12 protein-coding genes are annotated in these 17,343 nt (G+C 50.9%); 3 read left to right on the forward strand and 9 right to left on the reverse strand.

Going from position 1 to position 17,343, the window contains the following annotated elements:
• Positions 1–164 precede the first annotated feature (164 nt).
• The 5 genes from trpC to G445_RS10050 form a co-directional block, all read right to left on the reverse strand.
• Positions 165–950 carry an indole-3-glycerol phosphate synthase TrpC gene (gene trpC, locus G445_RS0106095; RefSeq protein ID WP_022866661.1) on the reverse strand — a complete coding sequence of 262 codons (786 nt, stop codon included), beginning with the start codon at positions 948–950 and terminating at the stop codon, positions 165–167.
• Entirely contained in the window at positions 947–1,966 is a 1,020-nt protein-coding gene (gene trpD, locus G445_RS0106100) for an anthranilate phosphoribosyltransferase (RefSeq protein WP_022866662.1), read from the reverse strand. The genes trpC and trpD overlap by 4 nt, the downstream gene beginning before the upstream one ends.
• Positions 1,967–2,020: 54 nt before the next feature.
• Positions 2,021–2,224 (reverse strand): hypothetical protein, encoded by a 204-nt coding sequence (locus tag G445_RS11515; RefSeq protein ID WP_156825563.1) that lies wholly within the window; start codon positions 2,222–2,224, stop codon positions 2,021–2,023.
• Between the two features lie 327 nt (positions 2,225–2,551).
• Positions 2,552–3,697, reverse strand: coding sequence for a pseudouridine synthase (locus tag G445_RS10905; protein ID WP_084676508.1), 1,146 nt, complete (start codon positions 3,695–3,697; stop codon positions 2,552–2,554).
• 212 nt (positions 3,698–3,909) lie between these two features.
• Complete coding sequence (locus G445_RS10050) at positions 3,910–6,750, reverse strand: ATP-dependent helicase (RefSeq protein ID WP_022866666.1); 2,841 nt, start codon at positions 6,748–6,750, stop codon at positions 3,910–3,912.
• Between the two features lie 241 nt (positions 6,751–6,991).
• On the opposite strand from G445_RS10050, the gene G445_RS0106125 reads away from it, so the two are divergent.
• On the forward strand, positions 6,992–8,635 hold the full coding sequence (locus G445_RS0106125; RefSeq protein WP_022866667.1) for a leucyl aminopeptidase family protein: 1,644 nt from the start codon (positions 6,992–6,994) through the stop codon (positions 8,633–8,635).
• A 188-nt stretch (positions 8,636–8,823) separates the two neighbouring features.
• Entirely contained in the window at positions 8,824–9,726 is a 903-nt protein-coding gene (locus tag G445_RS0106130; RefSeq protein WP_022866668.1) for a DUF4862 family protein, read from the forward strand.
• 355 nt (positions 9,727–10,081) lie between these two features.
• Here the strand turns inward: G445_RS0106130 and pflA are convergent, their stop codons facing one another.
• The 4 genes from pflA to guaA all read right to left on the reverse strand — a co-directional run bounded on the left by pflA (position 10,082) and on the right by guaA (position 15,383).
• Positions 10,082–10,933, reverse strand: a complete 852-nt coding sequence (pflA, locus tag G445_RS0106135) for a pyruvate formate-lyase-activating protein (RefSeq protein WP_022866669.1) — start codon at positions 10,931–10,933, stop codon at positions 10,082–10,084.
• 33 nt (positions 10,934–10,966) lie between these two features.
• Positions 10,967–11,218 (reverse strand): autonomous glycyl radical cofactor GrcA2, encoded by a 252-nt coding sequence (gene grcA2 / locus G445_RS0106140; protein WP_022866670.1) that lies wholly within the window; start codon positions 11,216–11,218, stop codon positions 10,967–10,969.
• An 83-nt stretch (positions 11,219–11,301) separates the two neighbouring features.
• Positions 11,302–13,407, reverse strand: coding sequence for a pyruvate formate lyase family protein (locus G445_RS0106145; protein WP_022866671.1), 2,106 nt, complete (start codon positions 13,405–13,407; stop codon positions 11,302–11,304).
• Between the two features lie 386 nt (positions 13,408–13,793).
• Entirely contained in the window at positions 13,794–15,383 is a 1,590-nt protein-coding gene (gene guaA, locus G445_RS0106150) for a glutamine-hydrolyzing GMP synthase (RefSeq protein ID WP_022866672.1), read from the reverse strand.
• A 293-nt stretch (positions 15,384–15,676) separates the two neighbouring features.
• Here guaA and pta point away from each other — a divergent pair, with 293 nt between their 5' ends.
• The gene (pta, locus tag G445_RS0106155) at positions 15,677–17,302 is read left to right on the forward strand and encodes a phosphate acetyltransferase (RefSeq protein WP_022866673.1); all 1,626 of its coding nucleotides are present in this window, start codon (positions 15,677–15,679) and stop codon (positions 17,300–17,302) included.
• Positions 17,303–17,343: the final 41 nt, after the last annotated feature.

Here is a 17,343-nt window from a genome sequence, read left to right on the forward strand (position 1 = left end):
TTATCTGTTATCGCGTGCTCGACGCCTGATTGATGTGTTGAACACCTGGTTCGATGTACGCAACACCTGGTTCGATGTACGCAACACCTGGTTCGATGTACGCAACACCTGACTCCACGTGCTCAACACCTGATTTCATGCGCTCAACATTTGACTCAACGTGCTCAACACCCTGTTTTCAAATGGTCAAGAGCCTGTTTTTTATCGGTTGCGCGCATCAGCGTTTCGCCAATAAGAACCGCGTCCGTGCCGGCCTTACGCAACTCGTTAATATCCTCGGGCGTTTCCACCCCGGATTCTGCCACAAAAATTGTGCCTTGCGGAACCAGGGGCCGCAACCTTGCAGAATTACTGAAATCAACCGTGAAATCTTTAAGGTTGCGGTTATTCACACCAATAATCGTGGCACCTGCTTCAATTGCGCTGGCAACTTCCCCGTCGTCATGTGTTTCCACAAGTGCGCTCATCCCCAAACTTTCCGCAAGTTCGCGGTAGCGTCTCAATGTAGGTGTATCGAGCAGGGACACAATGAGAAGAATTGCGCTGGCACCAAGCGTTTTCGCCTCATAAATTTGGTATTCGTCGACGATAAAATCCTTACGAATACACGGGATCGATACCGTGTTCGCGATTTCTTGAAGGTAGGAGCCATCCCCTTTGAACCATTTCGGTTCGGTCAGGACGCTGATTGCGTTGGCGCCGGCAGCTTCGTAATCTTTGGCGATCTGCAGGTAGGGGAAATCCTCCGCGATAATGCCTCTGGAGGGCGATGCTTTTTTCACTTCGCAGATGAAGGTGATGTCCTGCCCGCGAAGCGCTTGTTCGAAGGGGAAACCGGTGTTCGCGTCCAATGCCTTGGCGCGCTCGCGCATCTGCTCAAGCGGAACCTGTTTTTTCGCCTCCGCCACGCGGATTCGCGCATAATCGGCGATGGTGTCAAGAATCGTCATCGGTTGGATGCCTCCACAAATTCGTCAATTTTTGCGTATGCGGCGCCACTGTCAATAAGTTCTGCCGCTTTTTCTACGCCAGCCGCAATGCTGGACGCTTTACCGCCCAAGTATAGCCCAGCAGCCGAATTAAGCAGAACCGCGTCGCGTTTGGGTCCCTTGTCTTTACCGGACAAAATATCACGCAAAATTTTCGCATTAAGTTCGGGCGCCCCGCCGAGCATATCTTTCGGGGTGGCACGATCGAATCCGAAAACTTCGGGGGAAATATTGAAGGTACGGTATTTTCCGTTGTTCACTTCGCACACGGTTGTGGGTGCGGAGATTGAAATTTCATCAAGTTTATCTTGCCCATAGACGACGAGACCGCGCTTAACGCCAAGATTATGCAATACGTGAGCGAGCGGTTCAACGAGGTATTCGTCGTACACCCCAAGCAACTGGAATTCGGGGCGGATGGGATTCGTGAGGGGGCCGAGAATATTGAAAACGGTACGGAAACCGAGTTCCTTGCGGATCGGGCCAACGAATTTCATGGAGGTGTGGTAGAGCTGAGCGAACATGAAGCACATACCCACGGTGTCGAGGAGTTCCCGGCATTTTTCTGGATCCTGGTGGATATTGACGCCGAGCGCTTCCAGGCAGTCCGCGGTTCCGCACAGTGAGGACGCGGCGCGGTTTCCGTGCTTGGAGACTTTCACGCCACCCGCAGCCAGGACGAACATGGAGGTTGTGGACATGTTGAAGGAGTGCGCGTTATCTCCCCCGGTTCCCACGATTTCGAGGGTGTCGAAGGGGACTTCGAAGTGGGGTGCGTGTTCTCGCATGGCGGTTGCGCAGCCGGCGATTTCGTCGGTGGTTTCGGCGCGCGTGGATTTTGTGGACAGTGCTGCGAGGAATGCCGCGGTTTGCGTTGGCGTTGTTTCCCCGCCCATGATTTCGTTCATCACGGTGTATGCTTCGTCGAAGGTGAGGTCCTCTTTGGCGACGATTTTAATAATGGCTTCTGCAATCATAGTTGTCCTTTTTGTTTCCTCTTTATACGTTTTTCTTTGTGTTTCTTGGTGTTTCTACTGGATGCCCTTATTTTGCCATCGTCCACAGATTCCAGTATGTGCATAATACGCGCCACGATTTTCGCTACATTGCGTGCCATATGGATTTTTTCGTAATACATCGTCGGTATTGCCGACGACATCATAATAATTGTGTTGCGTCTGTTTTTTCACATTGTGTTTTTTTACGACGATACCGTGTTTTTCCCGGCTATTCACGGGAATCTCCTCTCACTGAACGGGCTGGCTACGCAAAATTAAGCGCGCCACCATCGCCGGGACACTCCGGCGTTCATCCATTCAGTGCGGTTCAACATGATGTTATGTTAACCCAAGAAAGTTCATCACCAAATAGCCATCTCAGAACGTGAGCGCGACCCGCCATCCGGCTCAAATCCGGGGGAAGGTTTGCAAAGTTTTTAGGGAAAGATGCACAGAGCTTATAGGGAAAAATCTGCAGAACTTTTAAGGACATATTTGCTGAGGTGAGCTACTCTCCACAAAATGGACTGGGACATAAGATTTCTCAGAATCAAACCCAAAATATTAGCCAGGTAGAAGAATCGGAAGAGCCTGCCTTGAGGTAATACCATGCGCCGTGCCACTATACGGATCAATAAATTCAAGTTGCCGCGCAATAAGTTGAAGTGGAACATCACATTCAAGCTCCCCCGCATTATTTTCGCAAACTTTCGGATAGAGAGGGTCGCCAATAATAGGGACGCCCAGGTGGTTCATAGTTGCCCGCAATTGATGCATTTTCCCGGTGTGCGGGGTTAATTTATACACACCCCATCTCTCTTCATTACTCGCGGACTCACACAAACCCTCATTTTTCACATAGTGCAACTCATGTTGACAGGAATCATCCGCATAACTCTCGCACCTATTTTTGCCTTCACGACGATATTCTTCCGCGGTATGCAGGAATCTATATTTTTCGGCACACGCACTTCCTACACTATCCACCTGGCATTTATCCTCCGGGGAGATAACACGAATCAGCTCAATATCCGTAACAGAATTCGCTTCGCCACCTTCAACGTCTACCGCCAAACTTCCGGAACGTTTCACAATCCTAATGTCACTTCTGATTCTATCCCCGACCTTCACAAGCCCTTCCGCCCCCATCGGCGCTAGCGCCTCATAGGTTTTTCGCACCTGCCCAGATTCAAATAATTTCTGGTATGCGGCACGCCTGTCCCTATCTGTCACAAGCAAAATAACACCGGACGTTAAGCGATCAAGGCGATGTGCAGCCACTATATCGTCGTTCTGCCACTGCCTGCGCGCCGCAACAACAAGACTCCTGGCAACAAAACTGCCCTTCGGCGTTGTCGCAATCCCGCACGGTTTGTCGACGGCAACCCACCCTTCGCCCTCCGCCAATACGGTAAGGCGTATGGAAGTTTCGGGTTCGTCGGGCACGGGGCGGAAAATATAGATGCTTTCGCCCGGTTTTACGCGAGTTTCCGGGTGGTAGGGTACGCCGAACGCATCCACAATTGCGTTGTTCCGAAACGCCCATTCGACGAGATCCGGTGCGAAACGCTGGCGCAGAGCTTCGCCGATTCGAATAGTTTCGGGAATGAGCGCTTCGGGCAGGCCGAAAAGCTCCTCCTCCCAGGCAGACACCGTGAACGGGACGGCGTTAATCCCCGCACGCATTGGGTGACGCGTCTCATTTTTCATTTCTTACCGTCCAGTTCTATCAACACTACTTAACCGTGCGCTCTTCGTTCTCTTTGCGCAACAAGGTGCATTTCACAAGCCACATCCCCACATCCATCACCCAATTTTTCAGCACACCATTACATTCTCGTGACCTGTTAAAAAGCACAACGTCGCTTTATCGCAACCCGTTAAACCACACGCCAATCTGGCGTATCTCGCGAGAGCCTCCACTACTCCACTTTTTTCAACGGGGCAAAACGTAGCATGAGCCGTTTTGTGGCTCCACCAGAAAAGGCGACTTTCGCAACCGTCCCTTTACCACTTCCGTCGAAACTCACAATTTTTCCTGTACCAAAGGATTTATGGGTAACTTTATCTCCCACCTTTAGCCCTTTCCGGCCGTCGGCGTCCTGCTCAGAAGTATTGCCGGGCGAGGCATTGACTTTCTTTGCCCCCACCATTTTCCGGCGCCCACTCCCAATAACGATTTCAAAATCTTCGTTATCGTCGTCCCTATATCGAGAACCACGTTCGGAATACTCACCGCTCAGGCCACCTCGCATTCGTGAACTTCTCTGCGAATTGTCGCCGTAGCTTTGCGAATCATAGCCTGAGGAGAATCCTCGCCGTGTCCCGCGGCTCCCCCAGCCACCATAGCTCCCGTACATTTCACCGTAGTCATCACCATCATCGTACCCACCGTAACCGGCTGATCGCCGCAATATGTCTTGCGATGATTCTTCACGACGCCACTCCATAAGTTCCCCGGGGATTTCTTGAAGGAATCGCGAGGGCGGGAATTCTTGGGGCGCTCCCCAGCTGGAGCGTGTAGCTGCGCGGGAAAGGTAGAGTCGCTGGCGGGCGCGCGTTAACGCAACGTAGGCAAGGCGGCGTTCTTCCGCGAGTTCGTCTTCGTCACCCAAACTGCGGATATGCGGGAAGGTGCCGTCCTCAAGCCCCGTCACAAACACAACCGGGAATTCCAAACCTTTGGCGGTGTGGACTGTCATGAGTGTAACCTCCCCCTCCTGTTCCCCGGTGTCCTCTAATTTGTCCGTGTCGGAGACGAGGCTGAGTTGATCAAGCCAATCCGTAATATCAGCTTCGGGATTTTGCGCCCCGAATTCGATGGCAACCGAATGGAGTTCCGCCAAATTTTCCAGGCGTGACATATCTTGCGGGTCCGAAGATTTTTGGAGCGCCTCGACGTAACCGGAATCGTCGAGTGCCTTATCGAGAACGTCTGCCGGGCTCGCCCCGGTTTCCGCGAGCGCCCGCGTTTCCTCAAGCACTGTAGCAAAAGCAGACATGGAGGTGCGTGCCCTAGGGGTTAGCCCTGTAACTTCCCCGCGCTCTGCCGGATGTGCGACGTCCTGCAGTGCCGCCCCGAAGGAAATTTCCCATTTAACGGCGTGGTTTGCCACGTGTTCCTCTGCTTTTGCGCCCAGCCCACGCTTGGGTTCGTTGAGGACACGGCGGATAGACACTGTATCGTCGGGGTTCATTGCAGCCTGGAGATACGCGAGGGCGTCCTTAATTTCCTTCCGTTCATAGAATCGTGTGCCACCAATGATACGATACGGTATTCCTGTGCGGACAAACATGTCCTCCAGGGCTCGCGATTGCGCGTTGGTCCGGTAAAAAACGGCAAAATCTTTATATGCGTAACCGTGTGCGTCCCGTAAATTGTCTATTTCTTCGACGACGAACCGCGCTTCGTCACTTTCCGCATCTGCCACATATCCGACGATTTTGGCGCCAGACCCCGAATCTGTCCAGAGTTTTTTAGCTCGCCGCCCGTAATTATTGGCAATAACGGCGTTCGCCGCGCTAAGAATATTTTGTGTGGAACGGTAGTTTTGTTCCAGCATCACTGTCCGAGCGTCCGTAAAATCGTGTTCGAAATCTTCAATATTTCGTATCGTCGCCCCGCGGAATGCGTAAATTGATTGGTCCGCATCCCCGACCACGGTGAGTTGGGCTCGATGTGAGGTTGAGGCGTCCCCGGTGAGTGTTTTAACGAGAACGTATTGTGCGTGGTTGGTGTCCTGATATTCGTCGACGAGGATGAATTTGTATCGCATCCTGTAGGAGTCCGCGAGTTCTGGGTTATTTTGGAACATTTGTACGGTTCGCATAATCAAATCGTCAAAATCGACGGCATTCGCGGCATTCAAGCGATCTTGGTAGGCGCTATATGCCTGCGCGAGCACCTGTTCTTCCTGGTTCTTTGCGCGCTGTGACTGCTCTGAGGGCGTAATGAGCTCGTCTTTCAGGTTGGATACTTTATGGTAGAGAGTTTTCGCCGGGTAGCTACGAATATCAATGTTTTCTTCACGGCACACCATATTCATGAGACGCTGGGCATCTTGTGCATCGTAAATGGTGAAGGAGGAGCGCAGCCCCGCACTTTTGTGTTCTTCGCGCAAGATTCGCACGCATGCGGAGTGGAAAGTCGCAATCCTCATATTTTTTGCGAGGCCTCCGAGCATACTCCACAAGCGTTCTCGCATTTCACGCGCAGCTTTGTTGGTGAAGGTGATAGCGAGAATTTCATGCGGACGTGCGCGTCCGGTTGCGATAAGGTACGCGATTCTGGATGTGAGAACTCGCGTTTTCCCAGATCCCGCCCCCGCGACGACGAGGAGCGGCTCTTCGCCGTGCATGACCGCTTCGCGCTGTTGATCGTTGAGTCCCTCAAGGATGTGGACTGCCGCAACGTGGTCAACCCCGTGCTGTTTGCCGACCGAAACTTGAGCACCATCGTTGTGCGACACGGGCTGTGCACTCTGGTATGAGCTATTTTCACCAGTTTTGTTACCAGTTTTGTTACCAGTTGTTTCACCCGTTTTATCGCCAGTTTTGTGACCAGTTTTATCACCGGTTATGTGCGACGGGATTTTACTCTTCCAATTGTTCTCATCACTGTGCCCCCGTCGACCATAATGAGATGCAGGTGGTGTAGCGCCACTGCCAAATCCGACCTGCGTATTGGGAAGTTGCGCTTTCTCCATGCGTTTTTTGAGTCGCGCAAGTGCATCTTCAAAAGAGTTCTGTGAATTGTCTGCCATAGTACCTCTAGCCTACGCTAACCCTCCCCCATAATTTTGCGCCGTTCGCTACAAGAACGACGGCACCACACTTTCATCAAGACTTTCGGCAAGAGTTCCAGCAATACTTCCAGCAACGCACATCTACGCCACACTTCCAAACCCGCCACCCACACTTCCAGCAGGTCTTTCGTCAAAAAAATATCTTTCCCTCAAGGCTGAGTTCCGCGATATACCGCAACTTATCCGCTACCCTACTTACATGACTCATTTTTCCCTCACCTCCTCAACATCAATTTCACTCGTGTCTCCTTCCGAGCCGCCAACCTCACTTCTGATTGTGGGAGCCTGTGGCGATAACGCAACGCTCCTTTCCGCGGTGCTTCAAGGGCATAATCGTTCATTCGTTGTAGATGCTCTGCGACTTCTTCCTGACGCCGGCAAAAAGGGCGCGCTCAACCGCATTATTCTTCCCGAAACCTCAACTATTGTTCTTGCCGTGGGTCTTTCGGAAAATCTTTCCACGGCTGAACTTCGTGAAGTTGCGGGCATCGTCCTTCGTTCCTGCACTCACGGTGAAAGCGTTACGCTCGATATTCCTGTCACTTCGCCGGTCGAGCTTGAAGCTCTTGCGGAAGGCGCGCTTCTTGGTGCATACCGTTTTACTCGCTACAAGGAAGTGAAAACCGTCGAACATATAAAGATTGCGTCCGCGCTTCACAATAAAAATACGGAACATGACGATACGCTGGGAAGCCCTGACGCACACAATGTAAGCATGTGCGCCCCGGATGCGCTCGCCTCACTGCACCGCGCTACAGTGCTTGCCGATGCGCAAATTATGGTTCGCGATCTTGTGAACACTCCGGGTGGCGACATGGTTCCCGAGGACTTGAAGAATATTGCCGAGGAATGCGCGAAAAAATATGGTTTGCGCATACAGATGTGGAACCGGGAGGCTTTGGAAGAAGTCGGTTGCGGCGGAATTTTGGGGGTTGGTAAGGGTAGCGAGCACCCGCCGTATCTTGTTCGCATCGAGTGGGAAGGCGTCGAAAACACCGACGGAGGAAACACCAGCATTGAAACGGACGGCACAAAGCACACCCACGGCGAAAATTCGGGCGCAAAAGACACCTCCTCAAACCACACACACCCGGAAAATACCGGCACCAACAACGCGGCCCAGCCCAAACACATCGCTCTCGTGGGAAAAGGCATTACATTCGACACCGGCGGACTGAGCCTTAAAGTCCACGGCAATATGGTGAATATGAAATCCGATATGGCAGGTAGCGCCACAGTTTTAGCGACGGTTGTCGCCGCGTCGCGTCTTAATCTACCCACCCGAGTCACGGCCTGGATGTGTATTGCGGAAAATATGCTGTCTGGAAAAGCGACCCGCGTTGACGATATTCTCACGATTTCCGACGGAACCACAGTTGAGGTGAATAATACTGACGCGGAAGGTCGCCTTGTTCTCGCCGACGGATTAGTTTTCGCGACGAAAGAGAACCCGGACATGGTGATTGATATTGCCACGTTAACAGGAGCGCAAATCATGGCTTTTGGTTCGCGTACCGCCGCAGTTATGGGGAGCGAAGCAACAGTTGCAAGCGTTATTGAAGCCGCCAAAGACGCCGGGGAGCCCATGGCTCTTGCCCCTCTTCCCCAGCATTTACGTTCCTCACTCGATTCCCCGGTAGCCGATATGCGCAACTCGGGTTCGCGCGAGGGTGGAATGCTGGTTGCCGGCCTATTCCTCAAGGAATTTACAGGAGACACTCCCTGGGCGCACATTGATGTTGCCGGCCCGTCATTTAACGAAGGCAAAGCGCACGGCTATACGGGCAAGGGAGGAACTGGCTTCGGCCTGCGCACCCTTCTTACGCTTGCCGAAACAGCCTAGCCACAAGCACTCAACCACAAGCACTCACACAACACTCAAACGGACAACACTTGTCTCGAAAACCGTTGTGGACATATTTCTTCACGCATATATGCACGTATTTTTTCCAAGACTTTCGTAGATAAAAGTAGCGCATACCTTCGTCGAAGAATAAAATTTTACACACAGCACAACGTTACGGAGAAATTATGGTAGATACACCATTTGTCGTCGGCGCATATGCTTCTCTCCCGGAAGGTAAACCCGCACAAGAAAAATATTACACAGCTCTCGCGGCAACCCCGTGGATTAACGGCATTGAAATTCCTTTTCCTGGCGATCTTGCCCAGGATGCCGAGTGGCTCGCAGCCCAGCTTCCCGCCCATTGGGACGCCAACACTATCACCCTCATTCCAGGCACCATGCAAAACATGGGGAAAAATCCCGCTTTCGGACTGGCAAGCCCCGTCGAAGAAGGACGCCACACAGCCCTCGCGTTCCTCGAAAATGTTCGACTCACGGTACATAAACTAGCGGATATTAAAGGTAGCCCCGTGATTCGTCACATCCAGGTTCATTCCGGACCACGCAATGTAGCCGAAGCGCAGGCTTTCAAAACATCCCTCACGGAACTGAGCGCACAGGATTGGTGCGGTGCCAAAATCGTTATTGAACATTGCGACGCTCCGCGTGAAAACCAGCAACCGGAAAAAGGCTTCCTCGAAATTGACGACGAAATAGCAATCGCTCAACAACTCGGGCTGGGTATTCACATTAATTGGGGTCGTTCCTGCCTTGAAGAACGCAGTGTTGATGCGCCGTATTCGCATATTGAAAAAGCCGGAACAGACGGCGTACTTGCCGGTCTTTTGTTCTCCGGCGCCGGGCCTGATGAAACTCAATACGGCTATTCTTGGATTGACGGCCACTTACCTGCCAAGGAGGACGAACCTACGTCTTTGCTCACCGACACTGAAATTAACCGTTGCGCACATCTCGCCCGAGAATTCTCTGCATCCTACATTGGCGCAAAAATTTGTGTTCCGCAGGATGCATCTATTGAAGAACGCATCGGCATGTTGCACACCATCTATGCAGTAGCTACACGATAAGTCTTTGAGCACAACAATCATTGACATATCAACATGCATGCTTGACGTCACGTCGGGTGTATTGCTCTCGCAACACACCCGACGTTTTCGCAAAAAATCAACAAACACGACACACCGAAAATGCCACACATTTTGACACTTAACCCAAAATGCCGCATTAAAAGCCACCTATTTTTGCCCAACCCAGCCATTCGCCCAAACCAACAGCTAACCTAACTTTCCCGCACCACACCAACGAAAAGTCGCGCTAAAATCCTCCAGATTTGTCCTATAGCCCAGATTTTGTCCTATAGCCCTTTGCCTATACAAAAATGTGGACTCCACAAGGGAGCCCACATTCCAACAATGATATGAATTAGAAAGTCGGTGCGTTTAATCCGTATTTTCGGAACACATTTCGAGCTTTCTCTGTGTCCTCAAAAGACGGAGGCACAACGTCTTCGAGTTGATAGGTGTATCCCAAAGAATGCCACTTATCTTTACCCATCTGATGGAAGGGTAAAACTTCAACTCGGGTTACCACATTCTTCCAGCGGTTAACGATTTGCGCAACGCGTTCAACGTTGTCTGGATCGTCAGTGAGGCCGGGCACGAGTACGAAGCGTACCCAGATTTCTTTGCCAGCTTCAGCCAGTCGATCACCAAAATCTATGGTCGGTTGGAGCTCACGACCCGTGACTTCCTTGTATTTTTCTTCGCTTCCCGATTTAACATCAAGAAGGACAAGGTCGATATCGTCCATCAGCTCGTCGTCCACATTTTTACCTAAAAACCCTGAGGTATCGAGGCAGGTATGCACACCCAATTCTTTAGCGCCTCGGAAAATACGTTTCACAAAAGCCGGTTGCATCATCGCTTCCCCACCGGAAAGTGTGATTCCACCACCTGTTGCTTTAAACATTCTCCTATACCGCTTTATTCGGCGAATTAATTCGTCCGATGTTACCGGCTGACCATCTTTCATAATGAAAGTGTCAGGGTTATGGCAGTACTGGCACCTAAGAGGGCAACCAGCTAAAAAGACCGTGAGTCGTGTTCCTGGCCCATCCACTGCTGTCACAAGTTCCCAGGAGTGGAGTGAACCAAGTTTTCCTTCTCGCATTTTGCGGAGCCGGTCACGGCGTTCGAGATCGTCTATTACCTCGATACCGCTAAGACCGGCTCCGTGCAACCGACCCGTGGGGGCTTCGAAATCCTGAACCCCCACGGATGCTAGTCGTAATTCACTTGCCAAATGAACTTAGGCTGAGTGATGGAAGGTACGGGAAAGAACATCAAGTTGCTGTTCCTTGGTGAGCTTGACAAAGTTCACTGCGTAACCGGAAACGCGAACTGTGAGGTTCGGGTACTTTTCGGGATGATCGATTGCATCTTCAAGAGTGGAGCGATCGAGAACGTTGATGTTTGCGTGGTAGAGCCCCTGAACGCCACCATCTGCTTCGCGAGCTTCCTTCATTGATGCGAGGCGATCTTCATAGGTCTTTGCATCCATTTTTTATCCTAACTTTTGTTTGGTTGTTATCAAAAAATTATTAAAACTATGTAAAGAATCTTCACAAACGCGGGTGCGCTTATTTAGATGTCTTCGTTTTCGGCCATAAAGCCAGCATCCATAATGCCGACCAGGTTCTTCACCTGTTCGTCCTTGTTGCGGCCAAGACCCTGCGGGGTAATGGTGTTGGTCAAGGAGATACCATCGAGGGCATCCTTGTAGTTCAACTTACCTACGGAGAGCATGGAGGCAACCATGCCGTGCGAATCCATACCGTTTTCGGGGTTAGCTCCCGGGGAGAAGGGGGTTCCCTTCTGGTGACCGGACGGGAATGAACCCGTTGCCTTACCGTAAACAACATTCGAGGTAATCGTGAGAACCGACTGAGTCGGGATAGCGTCACGATACATCGGAATCGCCTTGATCTTGCTCATAATCGTGTGAACGACTGTTGCGGCAATATCATCGGCACGATCATCATCATTACCGTAAATCGGGAAGGTACCTTCTGTACGATAATCAACGACGAGACCAGTTTCATCACGAACTGGGTATACCTTGGCGTACTTGATTGCAGAAAGGGAATCAGCAACGATGGACAAACCAGCAATACCGCAACCCATGGTGCGAATGATTTCTGAATCGTGGAGTGCCATTTCAATGGATTCGTATGCGTAACGATCATGGCAGTAGTGAATAATGTTGAGGGCTTCAACGTAGGTGCCGACAACCCAATCAAGCATTTCTTCGTACTTTTGCCATACTTCGTCGAAATCGAGGGGGCCATCGCCTTCAACAGGATGGAAAAGACCCTTTTCTGTCACCTGCTTGCCTGTCATTTCATCACGGCCACCGTTGATGGCGTAAAGAAGTGACTTAGCAGCGTTCACACGTGCGCCGAAGAACTGCATCTGTTTACCAATTTGCATTGGGGATACGCAGCAAGCAATAGCGGCATCATCGCCCCACATACCACGAATCTGCTTGTCAGCTTCGTACTGGATGGAGGATGTTTCAATAGAGATTGCTGCACAGAAATCCTTGTAGCCTTCAGGAAGTTCAGGATCCCAGAAAATAGTGATGTTGGGTTCCGGAGCAGGTCCGAGGTTACGCAGGGTTTGAAGCAGACGGAAGGATGTTTTGGTGACGAGGGTACGGCCATCATCACCGAAACCGGCATCAGACCAGGTTGCCCAGTAGGGATCACCGGAGAAGATCTGATCATAATCGATGGTGCGGAGGAAGCGAACGATACGTAGCTTCATCACGAGGTTATCGATCAGTTCCTGAGCTTCAGATTCTGTGAGGGTACCGTTCTTGAAATCACGTTCAAAGTAAATATCCAAGAAACCGGACAGGCGGCCAATAGACATGGCGGCGCCATCCTGGCTTTTCACGGAAGCAAGATAGCCGAAGTAGAGCCACTGGACTGCTTCCTTGGAGTTCTTTGCAGGACCAGAAATATCAAAACCGTAGATTTCACCCAGGTGCTTCAGCTTCTTCAAAGCCTTAATCTGTTCTGAGTGTTCTTCACGGTAACGTGCCCAGTGTTCGCTGAAGTGTTCGGTTGCTACAGAATCCTTCATCTTCTGCTTATCTTCGATAAGCTTATCGACACCATAAAGGGCAACGCGACGATAATCGCCAATAATACGGCCACGGCCATATGCATCCGGGAGACCGGTAATGATGTGGGAAGAACGTGCGGCGCGAATACGCGGTGTGTAAATATCGAACACAGCATCGTTATGCGTCTTGCGGTAGCGAGTAAAGATCTTCTTTACTTCAGGATCGACTTCCTTGCCGGCTTCCTTAATTGCTGTTTCAACCATACGCCAGCCACCATTTGGCATCATAGCGCGCTTGAGCGGTGAATCCGTCTGCAACCCGACGACGACATCATCTTCGTCGGAAATATATCCTGCAGGGAATGCATCAATATCAGCAGGTGTGTGTGTATCTACATCGAGAATACGAACCTTGCGTTCCTTGGAGAGGTAATTCTCTTCCAGGGTATCCCAAAGATCCAATGTTTTCTGTGTGGGACCCTCAAGGAAGGATGCATCACCTTCGTAGGGTGTGTAATTCTTCTGGATGAAATCGCGAACATCGATTGCATCCTGCCAGTGACCCGGCGTAAAACCTGTCCAGGCCTGGGCCACTACGTTATCGGTAGATGTGGACTCCATATATATGCCTAACTCTCCTTGATATGTGAGTTGTTGTGAAGCAATCCCTTTGATAAAAAGACGGCTTCCTTTTATTTCTGTGGGTAGTTTTCACCACCCTTGCGATGCTTCCATACGGTTCTGCATCTGCCCTATCGTGACGATAAAGCTCTGTTACATAACCCCATATCGACACCTCAAAACTTGTTGAAGTTTCCTTCTTATATTATGTAACGCTGGACGCGCGGTAGGTATTCCGACATAGCCCAACATCTCCCATAATTTTACCCCTTATTTTGATAAAGGGAACATGACAGCATGATTTTATACTGTGTCCTAGTTCCTAATTCAGCTGTTATTCAGCTACATATTCGCATAAAAAGAAAAATATGCATGAGTGAGAAATTTTATTCCCATTCAATCGTTGCAGGTGGCTTGGACGTCACATCCAGTACCACGCGATTCACCTCAGGAACAGTATTCGTAATATGGTTTGAAATACGTGCAAGAACATCATAGGGAATCCGTCCCCAATCCGCCGTCATCGCATCTTCAGAGGTAACCGGACGAATCACAATCGGATGCCCATATGTACGATGATCGCCCTGCACACCAACACTACGAACATCAGCCAGCAGAACAACCGGGCACTGCCAAATAATGTTGTCTAAGCCCGCTGCCGTCATCTCCTCACGAACAACAGCATCCGCCGCACGCAAAACACGCAAATTCTCACGGCTCACTTCACCAACAATACGAATCCCAAGCCCCGGCCCCGGGAATGGTTGGCGTGCCACAATCTTTTCCGGAACGCCCAGTTCACGCCCAATAGCGCGAACTTCGTCCTTAAAGAGCGTGCGCAGGGGCTCAACAAGTTCGAATTCCATATCGTCGGGCAAACCGCCAACATTATGGTGAGATTTAATATTCGAAGCGCCTTCTCCCCCACCGGATTCGACGACGTCCGGATACAGGGTTCCCTGGACAAGGAATTTTACATCGTCCTTGCCTCCAAGCTGTTCAATCAACGCTCTCTGTGCGCTTTCAAAACTACGAATAAACTCACGTCCAATGATCTTACGTTTTTCTTCAGGTTCCGTCACGCCTTCAAGCGCATCAAGGAAACGTTCGGATTCATCAACCGTGAAAACCTTAATGCCCATCGTCGTCGCATAATCTTGTTCAACCTGTTCGCGTTCGCCCGCACGCAACAAACCGTGGTCAATGAAGAAGCACGTGAGTTGATCGCCGACGGCTTCGTGAACGAGCGCTGCCGCAACCGAGGAATCCACTCCTCCAGACAATGCACAAATAACCTGGCTATCCCCAACCTGCTCACGAATCTTGGCAACCTGATCTTCAATAATTGACGTTGAATTCCAGTTCGGTTCCAGCCCGGCACCTTCATAGAGGAAGTTTTCCAAAACCTTCTGCCCGTACTGCGAGTGGCGAACCTCCGGATGCCACTGGACACCGAAAAGCTTGCGTTCCCTGTTTTCAAAAGCAGCCACTGGAGTTTCCGCGGTAGATGCGGTAACCGTGAATCCTTCAGGAGCCTTGGACACGGCATCTCCGTGGCTCATCCACACGACCTGATCTTCTGGAACACCATCGAACAGGCAGGCATCGCAGTGCGTTTGCGTCGGAGTATGCCCGTATTCACTGGTTCCCGTTTCCCCGACGACCCCGCCAAGGCCTTGAGCCATCACCTGGAAACCGTAGCAAATGCCGAGAATGGGAACACCGGATGTGAAAATCTCTGTTTCAATTCCGGGAGCATTTTGCGCATATACGGAAGCCGGACCTCCGGAAAGGATAATCGCGGAAGGATGTTTCGCCAACATATCCTTTGCGTGCATGGTGTGGGGAACAATTTCGGAGTAGATACCTGCTTCGCGAACACGGCGAGCAATAAGTTGGGCGTATTGAGCACCAAAATCTACAACAAGAACTGGGTTTTCTTCAGGATTCTTCACGCCTTCAAGTTTACTAGGCATCTCGCTTTCCGTCCAAGAATTTCACGACGAACCGCGTGCGAAGAACACAAAGAAACCACAGGAAACCACATTTCCTCACAATAAGTGACAACTTTTTTCCGTAAAACCAAGAAACCTAAGAAATACTTGCGAATAGGGTGAATTATTCGTCGTACACATAACACACAACGTAAATGAATGGGATTTAAAATGTAGCCCGTCGCACATTTTTCACGTATTTGTGAGAAAATGAAAAATGTCTGTGATGCGTGTGCAGCGCCAAAGATTTATGAAGATTCGGAAAGGTTTACACCGTGACATATAGCGTTTATTTCACCGCGGCTGAGGGAAATACTGGCACACAGGCAGTTGCCAGTGCCTACGTCAAACTGTTAAAGAAAACATACGATAAAGTTGGTATTTTCCGTGCCGTTACCACCGACCCGGTAGAAAATGATATGCCTTACCTCCAGCTCCTCGACGAAGTGGGCCGCATGGACGATAAGGACCGCGCGTGGGGAACAACCCGTAACGCTTACGTGGCCAATGAAGAAGAGGCCACGAATGATGTAGTTAACCGCTATATCGACTACGCCCATGAATTTGATGCAGTCCTCATTCTCGGCCTGCTCGATGGTGACCCACTCAACCCCGCCATGACTACCCGCACGGCTCGCGCGATTGCCAACCTTGGAACCTCGGCCATCGTCGTCGTATCTGGTGCAATGCGAAGCGCATCCCAGGTGGAAGTCGTTGCCGATTTAACGGTCGAAGAATTTACGGCAAATTATGCTGACACCAGCGCCATTGTTGTTGTAGATGCCGCCGATGATCTTCCCGATAAATTCCGCCACGAAGGTATCCCCACGGTTTACCTTCCCGATAACAAAGCCCGCGTCTTCGCTGGAGAAGATGCAGATATTATGATCAGCGCTATGGAAAAGGGATCCGATGTTGTTACGCCACTGCTTTTCCAGGCAAACCTCATTGTTCGCGCCCGCTCCAATAAGAAGCGTATTGTCATGCCGGAAGCGGAAGATGATCGTATTTTGCTCGCAACCGCACAGCTTCTTGCCCGTGGCGTTGCGGACATTACCCTCGTCGGCGAAGAAGAAACGGTGAAGGCGCAAGCTGCCGGTTTGGGCGTCAACGTTGATGGGGCGGAAATCGTATCCATTAACGATCCGGAGCGCGTCAAGAAATACGCGGAAAAGTTCGCAGAATTGCGCGCAAAGAAGGGCGTCACCTACGAACAGGCCGTTGCCAAGATGCAAGATCCCTCCTACTTCGGCACGATGATGGTGTACATGGGAGATGCGGACGGTATGGTTTCCGGCGCCAATAATACGACGGCAAACACCATTGTTCCGTCGTTCCAAACAATTAAGATGAAGCCCGGAACCAAAACAGTATCCGGCGCTTTCCTTATGTTGATGGACGATCGCGTCTACGTCTACGCGGACTGCGCGGTTAACCTCAACCCAACACCCGAAGAGCTTGCCGGAATTGCCATTGATTCGGCACGTACCGCCAAGCAGTTCGGTGTGGAACCACGTGTTGCCATGCTCTCCTACTCAACCGGGGAATCCGGTAAAGGCCCCGATGTTGATTTGGTACGCGAAGCAACACGTATCGCACAGGAACAAGCTCCTGAAGGATTGAAGATCGACGGGCCACTTCAGTATGACGCTTCGGTCGATAAAGCCGTTGCGGCAAAGAAGGCGCCGAACTCCGAAGTTGCAGGACGCGCAACCGTATTTGTGTTCCCGAACCTTAATGCAGGTAATATCGGATATAAAGCGGTTCAGCGCTCCTCCGGAGCCGTTGCGGTTGGGCCAGTTCTTCAGGGCTTGAACAAGCCGGTGAATGATCTTTCCCGCGGTGCTTTGGTGGAAGATATTGTGAACACCGTAGCTATTACAGCTATCCAGGCACAATAAATTTCACCCCAACAATTCAACAATTACCAATTAGCTACCAC

Source organism: Actinotignum urinale DSM 15805 (genome assembly GCF_000420445.1).
In the GTDB taxonomy this organism is placed as follows: Bacteria; Actinomycetota; Actinomycetes; order Actinomycetales; family Actinomycetaceae; genus Actinotignum; species Actinotignum urinale.